The organism is Dethiothermospora halolimnae (genome assembly GCF_037577855.1).
GTDB classification, from domain to species: Bacteria; Bacillota; Clostridia; order Tissierellales; family VENL01; genus Dethiothermospora; species Dethiothermospora halolimnae.
On record NZ_JBAKFX010000003.1, the window covers coordinates 14,507 to 27,901 of the forward strand.

Annotated in this window: 11 protein-coding genes; 2 read left to right on the top strand and 9 right to left on the bottom strand. The window is 34.0% G+C overall.

Annotated elements, in window-relative coordinates; translation table 11 throughout:
- Positions 1–46: 46 nt before the first annotated feature.
- Entirely contained in the window at positions 47–412 is a 366-nt protein-coding gene (locus V6137_RS01860; RefSeq protein ID WP_425446178.1) for a four helix bundle protein, read from the top strand.
- A gap of 128 nt (positions 413–540) precedes the next feature.
- Here V6137_RS01860 and V6137_RS01865 read toward each other — a convergent pair whose 3' ends face one another.
- The 8 genes from V6137_RS01865 to V6137_RS01900 all read right to left on the bottom strand — a co-directional run bounded on the left by V6137_RS01865 (position 541) and on the right by V6137_RS01900 (position 10,695).
- A complete protein-coding gene (locus V6137_RS01865; RefSeq protein WP_425446179.1) occupies positions 541–3,420 on the bottom strand; it encodes an alkaline phosphatase in 2,880 nt (959 codons plus the stop codon).
- Between the two features lie 368 nt (positions 3,421–3,788).
- Positions 3,789–4,928 carry a non-hydrolyzing UDP-N-acetylglucosamine 2-epimerase gene (gene wecB, locus V6137_RS01870; protein WP_425446180.1) on the bottom strand — a complete coding sequence of 380 codons (1,140 nt, stop codon included), beginning with the start codon at positions 4,926–4,928 and terminating at the stop codon, positions 3,789–3,791.
- A gap of 308 nt (positions 4,929–5,236) precedes the next feature.
- Positions 5,237–6,283, bottom strand: coding sequence for a glycosyltransferase family 4 protein (locus tag V6137_RS01875; protein ID WP_425446181.1), 1,047 nt, complete (start codon positions 6,281–6,283; stop codon positions 5,237–5,239).
- Positions 6,284–6,551: 268 nt separating this feature from the next.
- Positions 6,552–6,998 carry a deoxycytidylate deaminase gene (locus V6137_RS01880; RefSeq protein WP_425446182.1) on the bottom strand — a complete coding sequence of 149 codons (447 nt, stop codon included), beginning with the start codon at positions 6,996–6,998 and terminating at the stop codon, positions 6,552–6,554.
- 189 nt (positions 6,999–7,187) lie between these two features.
- Positions 7,188–7,817 carry a uracil phosphoribosyltransferase gene (gene upp / locus V6137_RS01885; protein ID WP_425446183.1) on the bottom strand — a complete coding sequence of 210 codons (630 nt, stop codon included), beginning with the start codon at positions 7,815–7,817 and terminating at the stop codon, positions 7,188–7,190.
- A 155-nt stretch (positions 7,818–7,972) separates the two neighbouring features.
- Complete coding sequence (gene rpiB / locus V6137_RS01890) at positions 7,973–8,425, bottom strand: ribose 5-phosphate isomerase B (protein WP_425446184.1); 453 nt, start codon at positions 8,423–8,425, stop codon at positions 7,973–7,975.
- A 272-nt stretch (positions 8,426–8,697) separates the two neighbouring features.
- Positions 8,698–9,159 carry a low molecular weight protein arginine phosphatase gene (locus V6137_RS01895; RefSeq protein ID WP_425446185.1) on the bottom strand — a complete coding sequence of 154 codons (462 nt, stop codon included), beginning with the start codon at positions 9,157–9,159 and terminating at the stop codon, positions 8,698–8,700.
- Between the two features lie 477 nt (positions 9,160–9,636).
- Positions 9,637–10,695 (bottom strand): L-threonylcarbamoyladenylate synthase, encoded by a 1,059-nt coding sequence (locus tag V6137_RS01900; protein WP_425446186.1) that lies wholly within the window; start codon positions 10,693–10,695, stop codon positions 9,637–9,639.
- A 287-nt stretch (positions 10,696–10,982) separates the two neighbouring features.
- On the opposite strand from V6137_RS01900, the gene V6137_RS01905 reads away from it, so the two are divergent.
- Positions 10,983–11,702, top strand: a complete 720-nt coding sequence (locus V6137_RS01905; protein WP_425446187.1) for a ZIP family metal transporter — start codon at positions 10,983–10,985, stop codon at positions 11,700–11,702.
- 197 nt (positions 11,703–11,899) lie between these two features.
- Here V6137_RS01905 and V6137_RS01910 read toward each other — a convergent pair whose 3' ends face one another.
- A complete protein-coding gene (locus V6137_RS01910) occupies positions 11,900–13,090 on the bottom strand; it encodes a cation:proton antiporter (protein ID WP_425446188.1) in 1,191 nt (396 codons plus the stop codon).
- Between the last annotated feature and the right edge of the window lie 305 nt (positions 13,091–13,395).

Sequence of the window (13,395 nt, forward strand, 5' to 3'; positions counted from 1 at the left end):
ATTTTTTAAGGGAATAATTACAGAAAATAAAATAGAGGTGATAGGTTTGAAAGAAAATATAAGTATAGATAAAAGTTTTAAATTTTCTTTAAGAATTATAAAGTTATATAAGTACTTGTGCAAGACTAAAAAAGAGTTTGTTTTATCTAAGCAACTACTTAGATCAGGTACAAGCATAGGTGCCAATCTCAATGAAGGAATATATGCCCAAAGTAAAAAGGACTTTTTATCAAAAATGTATTTAGCTTTTAAGGAGGCTAACGAAACTGAGTATTGGCTGCAACTACTAGTGTCTACAGAGTACTTAAACAAAGAAAAAACGACCCCCATATTAAATGACTGTATTGAACTAAAAAAATTACTACATGCAACAATAAAGACAACAAAGAAAAACCTTTCTATTAAAGAATAGATAATAGATGTGGTTATTTTACTCACTTCGTTCGTAAAATTTCATTATAATAAAAACAAAGTGGCCTACGGCCACTTTGCTCCTTATTTATTCTTTATTCTCTATTCTTTATTCTTTGTATTAAAAAACTATGCTACATTTCTTAACATATATAAGCTTGCACTTTCATTTTTACTTACATCTATAATTCTATCTCCAACTTTTGGATCTATTTCTTTGTATTTTTTAATGTTCTCTATTAATGCATCCCTTACTAATTCATATGTGTTGGTCCATTGAACCTCTCTTAACATTGTAAAGTTATCCTGTCCTCCTGCTAAGAAGTCATTTGTTGAAGCTGTATATGTTTTATCCATTTCAATAGCTGTTCCATCTTCTAAGGTAATATCTATTACCCTTTCGCCTTCCGGTTTTGTTGAGTCATAAGTGAATTTAAGACCAGATATTTGTAACATACCCTTTTCTAATGTTACACTTTGCTCTAACATAGCCTTTATTTGTGCTCCTGTCATTTCACCGGTTACTATAGTATTATCAAAAGGCATTACTTCAAATACCTCTCCAACTGTTATATCCCCAGCATCCATATTAGCTCTGATTCCACCGGCATTTGTAAAGGATATATCTGTCTCTACCATTTCCCTTACAGCATCAGTCATCCAGTTTCCTGCAGCTGACTCATTGTTATAGTCTTTAGTTAATCCATTAGGTGCTTTACCTATCACTTCACCGAAGATTGGCTCTAAAGTTTCATTATATTTAGCAACCATATCTTCCATAGCCTTTACTGGTTCAACATCTAAGTTACCTTTTCTTACCTCTATAAGTTCTACATCTTTTTTAACTACTTCTTTTTTATTTGTATCATACATAAGGGTTATATGACCCATCATTCTTCCATGTTTATATCCCATAACTAAAGGCATATCATTAACTATACCCGTTACTTGTCTATGGCTATGACCCCCTATTACAGCATGGGCACCAGTAACTCCTTGAGCTAGTTCTTTTAATGCTCCAGTTATTTCTCCTGTTTCCCTATCTTGATCGGCAGGGATATGACCTAATAATACTACTATATCTGCACCCTTTCTTTTTACTTCAGGGATAAGTTTATTTGCTATCTTAACTGGGTCTTCAAATGTGTAATCCTTTACATATTCATATTTTGCAGCAGTAGTTGTTTCTTCAGTTGCAAAACCAATAATACCTATATTAATTCCATTTTTCTCAACTATCGTATAAGGCTTTGCCCAAGATACTAGTTTACCATCTTTATATATATTGGAAACAAGTACTTCATACTCTGCATCTCCAAAGGTTTCAAGGGCTTTTTCTATACCCCAGTCAAATTCGTGATTTCCTATTGTGGTTGCATCATATCCTATTGTATTCATCATCTCAACAACTGGCTTTCCAAAAAGTACATTTGACATAGGTGTCCCTTGGAAAGAGTCTCCAGCATCTAATATAACAGTACCCTCTGGATTTTGACTCTTATAATAGTTCATATAAGCAGCTAGTTTAGCAGCTCCTGCCTCATATCCACCTTCTAGTTTACCGTGGAAATCATTAGTTGTTAATATGTCTATTTTCTTAACATGATCATTATTTGTTGGGAATTTTTCAAATTTCATTATATCTGAAATCATCTTTGATATATCTGTATTGTTAAGAACACCTTCAAAGTTTTCAGAACCCGGTCCATATGAGAATACAGGAACCATGTTTCCTGAGTGTCCACCTGTATCACTTTTTGCTCTAACACTGGCACTCATAACTCCAGCATTATATTTGTCTGCTATGATACTTCCTATTTCCCAACCTACTTTATAGGCATAGTATAAACTACCATCATCCTCATTAACAATACTTCCATTAAACTTAGCTACTTCTTCGTCTGTTAGTTCTATATTTGCATATGTTTTAAATACTTCCTTCACACTTTCTGTGGTATATCCAGTTCCTTCTTCATTTTCTACTAGCTTTCCAGCCATATATTCTGGAGAAACCTCTATTTCCTTAAGAGCTTCTATATCCATTACTTCTGAAGCTGCAAATCCCATTGTTTCGTGGTCAGCTAACACTATAACTAATGTTTCTTTATCTTTTTTAGCAAAGTCTACTGCCTTTTTAACAGCATTATCAAACTCTATAGTTTCTTTCCATACCCCTGTAACATCTGCTGCATGGGCTGCGTGGTCTATTCTAGCTCCCTCTACCATTAAGAAGAAACCATCTTTTGATTTATCAAGAACTTCTAAAGCCTTATCTTGCATCTCAACTAATGTTGGTTCATTACTATTAGTTTCTTCCCTATCTGCTTTATAGTTCATATATGAAGGATGGAATAACCCTAATAATTTGTCTGCATCTTTAACTTTATTTAGTTCATCTCTATTAGATGCATATGTATAACCCTTTTCTTTAAACTTTTCAACTAAGTCTACACCATCTTGCTTTTTAGGTGAAAAGTATTTTGAACCTCCACCAAGTAAAACATCATAATCACTTTCAAGCATTTCTCTAGCTATAGCTGCATTATCTGATCTACTATCTACACTAGCTGTAAAAGCTGCAGGTGTGGCATCAACTACTGTATTGGTTGATATAACTCCAACCTTACTTCCATTAGCCTTAAATAGGTCCAATATGCTGTCTACTTTAAGACCATTTTCATCTACTCCAACCATTCCATTACCTGTTTTAACTCCTGTGGCCATAGCCGTTCCAGCAGCTGCTGAATCGGTCACTATGTTATCAGCAGAATAGGTTTGCATTAAAGCAACATTAGGTAACGTTTGCATAAACAGCTTTCCTACTCTACCATGTTCAAATAATCTAGCCACCTCTAATTGACCTACTCCCATTCCATCTCCTACCATAACTATGACATTTTTTATTTCTCTCTGTTCCTCTGTCTTGTCCTTAGCCATAATAGGACTTGTAAATACTGTTGTTATTATTAGCATAATAACTAATAACATTGATATTTTTTTCTTATTCATATTTTTTCCTCCCTTTATTTATATATGGTATTTATAACTTAATGTTTAAATTCGACATTTTTTTGTGGAATCCTTCTTTTAATTAAAGAATAGATGTGGTTATTTTACTCCCTATGGTCGTAAAATTTCATTATAATGGGCTGGGGGATTACGAATCCCCCAGCAACAAATCAAGATTACCAATACACTAGTAACGAATCAAGATTACCAATACACTAGTAACAAATCAGGATTACCAATACACTAGCAAGATAGATTGAAAATCACTAGAGCAATTAATATAAACAGGGAATGAATTCCTCTCTACAGTTTCAGACCCGTAGTTTTTGGATATTTCATTGGACAGGGCATGCCCTGTCCCTACGTCTTTATATTTCTTCTTTCTTCTTTACACTTTCTTCTTTAATTAAGATTTCCACTATCCTCTCGGATGCTTTTCCGTCACCGTAGGGATTTACTGCATTGGACATTTTATTATATTCTTCTTCATTGTTCACAAGGGTATCTATCTCTCTAAATATATTATCCCTTTCCACACCTAATAGTTTTGCTGTTCCAGCCTCTATACCCTCAGGTCTTTCAGTTTCCCTTCTTGCTACTAATATGGGTTTTCCAAGGGATGGAGCCTCTTCTTGGATTCCCCCTGAGTCTGTAACTATAAGATAACTTCTAGCCTGAAGATTGGCAAAGGGTAAATAGTCTAAAGGTTCTATAATATGTACTCTATCTAAATCCTTTAATATAGGATTGGCGATATTTCTTACTTTGGGATTTAAATGTATGGGGAATATCACCTCTACATCTTCATTTTTAAGCACCACATCTTTTATTGCATTAAAAATGTTTTCCATTGGTTTTCCAAGGTTCTCTTTTCTATGGGCTGTCATGGTTATTATCTTTTTGTTTTTATAGTCTATACTATTTAATAGTTCATTTTCAAAAACATATTCATCATCCACAACTTCAAACAAAGCATCTATCTGGGTATTTCCAGTAATAAATATTCTACTATCTTCATACCCTTCATTTAATAAATTTAATCTGCTTTTTTCTGTCGGTGCAAAGTGATAATTAGTTATTACACCGGCTAACTTTCTATTTGCCTCCTCTGGATATGGAGAGTATAGATTTCCACTCCTTAGTCCTGCTTCCACATGTCCCACCTTAATGTTATTGTAAAATCCAGCTAATGCACCGGCAAATGTCGTGCTAGTATCTCCATGGACCAATAATACATCGGGTTTAAATTCCTTTATGACTTTCTCTAGTCCATTTAAAGCCCTTGTTGTTATCTCTGCTAGGGTCTGTCCCGGCTTAAATATATTTAAATCATAATCTGGCTTTATATTAAATACGTTTAAAACTTGATCCAACATCTCCCTATGTTGTGCAGTTACACAAATCTTATCTATAACATTTTCATTTTCCCTTAATTTTTTTACCACAGGAGCCATTTTTATGGCCTCTGGTCTGGTGCCGAAGGTTGATAATACTTTTATTTTTTTCATTTTATTCATTTTATTCATTCCTTTCCTTTTATATAATTGACAATCGACAGTTGCCAATTGAAAATTAAAGGTGGTTTTACTCCCTTTGGTCGTAAAATATTATTGTAATAAGTGCTGGGGGATTACGAATCCCCCAGCAACTGGACAAGGGGGAATGAATTCCTCTTTACAGTGAATAACCCATCGGATAGAGCATGCCCTGTCCATACATAATTTAATTTTGCGAGCATAGCGAGTAAAATCACCTTATTTATTCTTTATTCTCTATTATTTATTCTTTAATAAAAAAGCAAGGTCTCCCTTGCTTTTTACTTATTTCTTTCTTTTGCTTTTTTTCCTGCCACTATTCTTTTTCTAGCTGCAGCTAGTATAGATACTGAAAATATTCCTCCAAGTATCATTACAGCGGTACTAGGTTTTGCATCCGTTAGTATTACAGCAGATACACCTAAAAATACACTTATTGTATATAAAACTAAAACTGTTTGTTTTTGGCTTAATCCTCTTTTTAAAAGTCTGTGATGAAGGTGACCCTTATCGGCTTCATATATTGGTTTTTTATTTATAACCCTTCTAATTATTGCAAAAGTTGTATCAAAAATAGGAATACCAAGAACTAATATCGGTATGGCAATACCTATTGCAGCAACACTTTTCATTACCCCTTTTATTGCTATAACCGACAGCATATATCCTAAAAACAATGCACCGGTATCTCCCATAAATATTTTGGCTGGATTAAAGTTATGGGGTAAAAATCCAAATGCAGAGCCTGCTATTATGGCAGACATTATAGCTACACTGGTATATCCATTTATCGATGCCACAAATAATAAACTCATTGAGGCAATGGAGCCAACTCCTGCTGCTAGTCCATCAACTCCATCTATAAAGTTAAGGGTGTTTGTTATACCCACAACCCAAAATATAGTAATCGGTGTAGAAAGAGCTCCTAATATTAACATACCATCTACTTTATCAAAGGGATTGGAAATGAATTCTATTCTTATATCTCCCCATACTAATATAAAGGCAGCAACTATCTGGGCTAGAAACTTGACTTTAGCTGATAATGGCTTTATATCGTCTATTACTCCAGTTATAACAATTATTGTTGCTCCCACCATTATTGATATTATTCCCTTATCTATAGGATCTATATAAATAATCATTGAAATTATGGTAGCAATATATATGGCAAGTCCACCCATTAAAGGCATAGGTTTTTTATGAATTCTTCTATCATCCTTTGGTACATCAACTGCACCCACTTTAATAGCAAACCATCTAACCAGCGGTGTAGCCAGATAAGCTATGGCAACAGCTATAAAAAATGGTATATAGTATTTATCCATTGTAACACTCCTTCTTCAATCCTAGTTTTCCCTTATGTATCTTCTTTTATTTAAGGCAAATTTTTTTCAATTTAATCTTTATTTTAATTTTATTCTAATTAAGGATTTTAGTCAACTGATAAAATATAGTTAATAGTTAACAGTTAATAGTTACTAGTCAAAAGCTTGAAGATAAAAGATTTATTGACACAAGATAGTTAATTTTTAAATAGAAAGATTGTTTTGTAAGCAAAACAAAGTGGCCGAAGGCCACTTTGCTCTTTATCTATTAACTATTAACTAATTTTTTTATTTCTATTCCTGCTTCATTTAAAAGTTTCATGGATAGTTCGTCAGGGTATCCTTTTTCAAATACTATCCTTTTAATACCTGCATTTATTATCATTTTGGCACATAGTACACAGGGTTGATCTGTAACGTATATTGTGGCATTGTTTATACTTACACCGGAATTGGCGGCTTGTACTATTGCATTTTGCTCTGCATGGAGTGCTCTACAGAGTTCATGTCTTTCTCCCGATGGCACCTTTAGTTGTTCCCTAAGACATCCCGTTTCTTCACAGTGGGCAAGTCCTGTAGGTGCCCCATTATATCCTGTTGATAAAATCCTTTTATCTTTAACTATCAAAGCCCCAACTTGCCTTCTTAAACAAGTTGATCTTTTTTTTACAACATTAACTATCTCCATAAAATAGTTATCCCAAGATGGACGCAACTTAATACACCCCTTTTTTAACTAGAGAATAGAGAATAGATTTGGTGCAAAGTGGCCGAAGGCCACTTTGTTTTTATTTAATTTATAGCTTCGACTTCAGTCGAAGGTTTCCTTATTTGTTCTTTATTCTCTATTCTTTATTCTTTGCTTTAAGTTCTTTATTCTCTACTATTTATTATTTAATTTAAGTTATTTCGTTCCGTAAAGTCTGTCTCCTGCATCTCCTAGGCCAGGGATTATGTAGGCGTGGTCGTTTAGTTTTTCGTCTACTGCTCCCACATATATATCTATATCTGGATGGGCATCTTGTACAGCTTTTATACCCTCTGGTGCCGCTATAAGACATGCGAATCTTATATTCGTAGCTCCTTTATTTTTAAGGAAAGTTATTGCCGCCTTTGCTGAGCCTCCCGTTGCAAGCATTGGGTCCAGTACTATTAACTGTCTTTCCCCAACATCGGTTGGTAGTTTACAATAATATTCAACTGGCTCTAATGTTTCCGGGTCTCTATAAAGCCCCACATGACCAACTTTAGCTGCCGGTAAAAGATTAAGCATACCCTCTACCATACCGAGACCTGCCCTTAAGATAGGTACTATACCTAACTTTTTACCTGATATCACTTCTGATTTAGCCTTCATTATGGGTGTGTCTATGTCTATTGTTTCAAGGGATAAATCCCTAGTTAATTCATATCCCATAAGCATAGATACTTCCTTTACAAGCTCCCTAAATTGCTTAGAACCTGTATTTTTATCTCTTATGAATGTTAATTTATGTTTTATAAGTGGATGATTCATTTCTATAACTTTACCCATTTTCATATATCCTCCTTTTATTTAAATAATAGATAATAAAGAATAGAGAATAGATATGGTGCAAAGTGGCCACAGGCCACTTTGTTTATATTTAATTTTACGACCATCGGGAGTAAAATCTCCTTATCTATTCTTTATTCTCTATTCTTTAATCTTTAATCTAAAGCGTATTTATTCTCAATACCCTCTATCTTGTCTACTCTTCTTTCATGTCTTCCACCTTGAAAGTCTGTTTTTAGCCAGGTGCTTACTATTTCTATTGCTAAGTCCCTACCTAATACTCTGGCTCCCATGGCAAGGACATTGGCATTATTGTGTTCTCTAGACATTTTAGCTGAGTAGCAGTCGCTACATAATGCACATCTTATCCCTGGAACCTTATTGGCTGCAATGGATATTCCTATTCCAGTTCCACAACAAACTATACCCTTATCACACTTTCCTTCCTTTACTGCTTCTGCTACTTTTTGTCCAAATTCTGGATAGTCCACAGATTCCGTTGAGTCTGTTCCACAGTCAACATATTCAATTCCATTTTCATCTAAGTAGCCTTTTATATGTTCCTTAAGTTCATAACCACCATGATCACTACCTATAGCTATTTTCATTATTAAAAACCTCCCTTGCCGAAGCGGCGCCTCGGAATTTTAAATTTAAAATTGTAAATTATAAATTGGTGCCATTACATAGTTTCTGGGTGCTAGTTGCTATTTGTTTTTATTGTTTTTATTTTAGGTCCATCTACGCCACTTTCAGGGCGGGGTCTGGCATGCCCAGACCCTACACACGGGTAAGCATAGCTTCCGTCTCTTTACATCTCTTCTTTAACACAATGTAGCTTCGACTTCAGTCGAAGATTTCCTTATCTATTCTTTATTCTCTATTCTTTATTCTTTATCTTCTCAAGGGTTTTAACGATGGCCTCTTTAATCTCTTTTGCTGTTTTTTCGTACTCTGCAACTGGCATTCCATAGGGATCCATTATGTCTATATTACTATTTACATTTGCATATTCTTTAAGGGTAAATACTTTGTTATATATATCAGGCTTTATTTTTAAAAGAGCATCTTTATGGGAAGATGTCATAGTAAGAATCAAGTCAGCACTATTTATCATATTATTTGTTATTAATTTAGATTTATGTTTTGTTAAGTCTATATTTCTATTTTTCATAACATCTATAGCCTGTCTTGTGGCAGGACTCCCTTCCATTGCATATATTCCTGCTGATTTAACATTTATATTTAAATCCCTTTCTTTTTTTTCTAATATGTCTTTAAACAAAGCCTCCGCCATACTACTGCGGCAGGTATTTCCTGTACAAACAAATAGTATGTTCATAATACATACACCCCCTTGCCGAAGTGGGACTTCGGAATTGTTAATTTTTAATTTCTAATTGTTAATTATTGTAGATCCACAGTTTTTGCCTTGAACCGCCTTCGGAATTTTAAATTTTAAATTATAAATTGGTGCTATTACATAGTTTCTGGATGTTAGTTGCTATTTGTTTTTTATTAATTTTATTTTCGGTCCATTCCCTACACCGCTGGTTGGGGGATTACGAATCCCCCAACAACAAAATCAGTGGGATTTTGATATTTTTGATTGCTTGTTATTTTTAAATTGATTTTATTTTCGCCTCTTTCCCGCCACTTTCAGGCCCTACACATGAGGAAGCATAGCCTCTGTCTCTTTACATTCCTTCTTTACCCATTCTTCTTTAACATAACGTAGCTTCGACTTCAGTCGAAGATTACCATAACTCTCCACTCTCAATTCTCAACTCTCCACTATATCTTCACATTCCTTCTCTACCTATTCTACTTTAACAATATTCTGGCTGGCTTTACCCATTCTGTTCATAATTGCTTTGCCTATTCCCTTTTCATCTATTGCTTCAGCTAATATTATGTCTACTTTTAATTTATCAAACTTTCTTAATGTATCAAAGAGATTTTTGGCGATTGTTTCAGTTTTTTGTTTACTTCCCACCACAAGTATTTCTCCATTTTCGTATTTATCTTTCATTTCCTCTGTGGCCATTATTCCTACTTTTAGTCCCTGGTCTTCATATTTTTTTGTAAGTTTGTTTATCTCTTTTGATACTAGATTTTCATTACCCTTTATAATGGTCATTTTAGCATTTGGTGAATAATGTCTATATTTTTGACCTGGAGATTTGGGTTTTAAGTTTTCGTCGTTATTTTCCAATGCTTTATCATAGTCAACTTTGTCAAATACCGTTAGTAAGTCTTCTATTGTAATACCACCGGGTCTTAATATGGTGGGTATATCTCCTGACAAATCTAGCACAGTGGATTCTAAACCTACTCCAGTGTTTCCACCATCTATTACCATATCTATTTTCCCCGATAGGTCTTGAATAACATGACTAGATTCTGTTGGACTGGGTTTCCCCGATATATTTGCGCTGGGAGCAGCTATTGGAAGATTTGCTTCTTTTATAAGACTTAAAGCTATCTTATGATTTGGCATTCTTATGGCTATAGTTTCTAAGCCCCCTGTTACTTTATAGGGGACTATATCACTTTTGTCAAAAATAACAGTTAACGGTCCTGGCCAAAATTTCTCCATTATTGTTTTTGCCCTTTTAGATATGTTTTTTACTAACTTATTTATTTGGTCTATATCTGCAATATGTACTATCAAAGGATTATCCTGGGGTCTCCCCTTTGCATTAAATATTTTATCTATTGAATCTTCATTTAGGGCATTAGCTCCTAATCCATAAACTGTTTCCGTTGGAAAAGCAACAGTACCGCCACTTTTTAATATTCTCGCTGCCTCTTTTATTTTATCTTTATCAGGATTTTCATTATCTATTTTTAATATCTTTGTATTTATTAAATCCATTTAAATCCCTTCTTTTTATTATTATCATTTCCATTTACGTTCTCAAATATATATTATACACAAATGGAGGGTTTAGGTCTAGGGAAAATAGAGAATAGAGAATAAAGAATAGAGAATAGATGTGGTGCAAAGTGGCCAGAGGCTACTTTGTTTATATTTAATTTTACGACCATCGGGAGTAAAATCTCCTTATCTATTCTTTATTCTCTATTCTTTATTCTTTAAACATAATATTTCCCCTAAGTATCTAATATATTATAAATAGAAAAATAAAGTGGGGTGTATAAATGAATAATATTATAGATACTGCTATTTTAGGGACTTTGGTTGGGGTTGTTGGGACTGGAGCTGGGGGGATTATCTCTATTTTATTGGTAAGACCTAATAGGAAATTTCTTAGTGTTCTCCTTGGGATAACCAGTGGTCTTATGCTTAGTATAATAACCTTTGACCTATTACCTGAGGCCCTTTCTATAGGGGATTTGTGGATATGTATAGTTGGAATAATATTGGGTATTATTTTAGTTGTTTTTATAGAGGATATGATTCCAGACAGTAAAATAAAAAATAATTCTTTACTAAAGACAGGTATACTTGTTGGTATCGGTATAGCTTTACATAACTTGCCTGAAGGTCTTGCCATAGGTTCTGGATTTGTATTTAGAAGGGATTTGGGTATAAAGGTGGCTTTAGTTATGGCACTGCATAATCTGCCGGAAGGAATCGCTATGGGAACTCCCCTTAGAATGGCCGGAGCAAAGTCACTAAAAATATTGTTTTTAACATTTATATCTGGTATTCCTACTGGGCTAGGAGCATTAATTGGAGGGATCTTAGGTAATGTTTCAGATATTTTTATATCCCTATGTTTATCCTTAGCCAGCGGTACCATGTTATACATAACCTGTGGAGAACTTATCCCTAATGCTAGGGAAATCTATAAAGGTAGAATTTCTACTATTGGATTTGTTTTTGGTTTTGTTTTGGGAATGGGAATTTTACATTAGAGAATAGAGAATAGATGTGGTTATTTTACTCCCTTTGGTCGTAAAATTTCATTATATAAAACAGAAACCCCGCCTCTTCCTACGGCGGGGGGGCTGAATATATTCAGTCCTTGCAAAATAAAGTTTATAGCTTCGACTTCAGTCGAAGGTTCCCTTATTTATTCTTTATTATCTATTATTTATTCTTTGTTTTAAAGTTACATTTTCTTAACTAATTTCCGCTTACTTTCCTTTTCTTTGTCATCAAAGGCTAATTTTAACATTGGTGGAGTTATTATTGTTGTTACTAATACTGTTAATATTATTGATGTAAATATATCATTTCCTATGATACCCATACTTAAGCCTAAGTTTGTTACTATTAAAGCCACCTCTGCTCTAGGTATCATACCTATACTTATCTGTAGTGACTCTCTATTATTAAATCCTGATAGCTTAGAACCTATTCCACAGCCAATTAATTTTCCTAATACAGATGCTAATATTATTACAATGCTTATACCTATAACACCACTTACATTATTAAACTTTACCCCAAGACCTATGTTTATAAAAAATATGGGGGTAAATAGGGCATAACTTATTCTTTGTATTTCGTGGGATACTCTATTTCTATGGGGAGTAGTGGAAAATATTACTCCAGTAAAATAAGCCCCGATTATTGCTGCAACCCCTAGTTCCTCGGCTATAAATGCTAAGGAAAAACAAAATATTAAAGCCGCCGTCAACAGTCTATTTTCCCTACAAATAAACTCCGAATGTTTAGTTAAGAATTTAGAAAATATTATACCAAATGCCATTGATAAAATAAAAAATAATGCTATTTTACCTAATACTAATAATATATTACTACTTTCAGTAGGGCTTATCATACCGATAATAACCGTTAGTATAATAATTCCTGCAACATCATCTATAATAGCTGCACCTAATATACCTACCCCTTGCTTTGTCCTAAGCTTCTTAAGTTCCCTTAGGGCCTGGACAGTTATACTTACACTTGTAGCTGTTAATATTACCCCCAAAAATAAACCTTCATTTGTAGTAGCAGAAGGTTTTGCAAGTTTTAATGCTAAAAAACCTAATACAAATGGAACCACTACTCCTCCTAAAGCTATAAGAGCTGAAGATTTACTAGATGCCTTCAAATCATCTATATCCGTTTCAAGTCCTGCTATAAACATAAGAAGTATTACACCTATCTCAGCCATATGGGATATTGCACTGCTTTCTTCTATAATCCCTAAAACTGCTGGTCCAATAACAAGTCCGGCTATAATCTGACCAAGAACCGCCGGTTGTTTTATCTTTCTACTTAAAAAACCCCCCAAATTAGCAAATATTAAAATTATTGCTATATCAAGTAGAAAAGTTAGATTGCCATTCACCTAAATCATCTCCCCGTTTTAATTAGAGAATAGAGAGTAAATAATAGAGAATAGACGTGGTTATTTTACTCCCTTCGGTCGTAAAATTTCATTGTAATAGGTTGAGGGATTACGAATCCCCCAACAACACGGCCGAGGAATGAACTCCCCTCTATCTTGGTTTTATTCAAATACCCCACTCTTCCTATGGCCAAGGGACTGAATACATTCAGTCCCTACACAAAAAAATTTGTAGCTTCGACTTCAGTCGAAGGTTTCCTTATTTATTCTTTATTCTCTATTCTTTATTCTTTGCTTTTATACCT

Excerpts from the sequence above, each read along its gene's own strand:
- V6137_RS01865 (WP_425446179.1), bottom strand. The coding sequence starts at position 3,420 with ATGAATAAGAAAAAAATATCAATGTTATTAGTTATTATGCTAATAATA.
- V6137_RS01875 (WP_425446181.1), bottom strand. The coding sequence starts at position 6,283 with ATGGATAAATACTATATACCATTTTTTATAGCTGTTGCCATAGCTTAT.
- V6137_RS01900 (WP_425446186.1), bottom strand. The coding sequence starts at position 10,695 with ATGGATTTAATAAATACAAAGATATTAAAAATAGATAATGAAAATCCT.
- upp (WP_425446183.1), bottom strand. The coding sequence starts at position 7,817 with ATGGGTAAAGTTATAGAAATGAATCATCCACTTATAAAACATAAATTA.
- rpiB (WP_425446184.1), bottom strand. The coding sequence starts at position 8,425 with ATGAAAATAGCTATAGGTAGTGATCATGGTGGTTATGAACTTAAGGAA.
- V6137_RS01905 (WP_425446187.1), top strand. The coding sequence starts at position 10,983 with ATGAATAATATTATAGATACTGCTATTTTAGGGACTTTGGTTGGGGTT.
- V6137_RS01895 (WP_425446185.1), bottom strand. The coding sequence starts at position 9,159 with ATGAACATACTATTTGTTTGTACAGGAAATACCTGCCGCAGTAGTATG.
- wecB (WP_425446180.1), bottom strand. The coding sequence starts at position 4,928 with ATGAAAAAAATAAAAGTATTATCAACCTTCGGCACCAGACCAGAGGCC.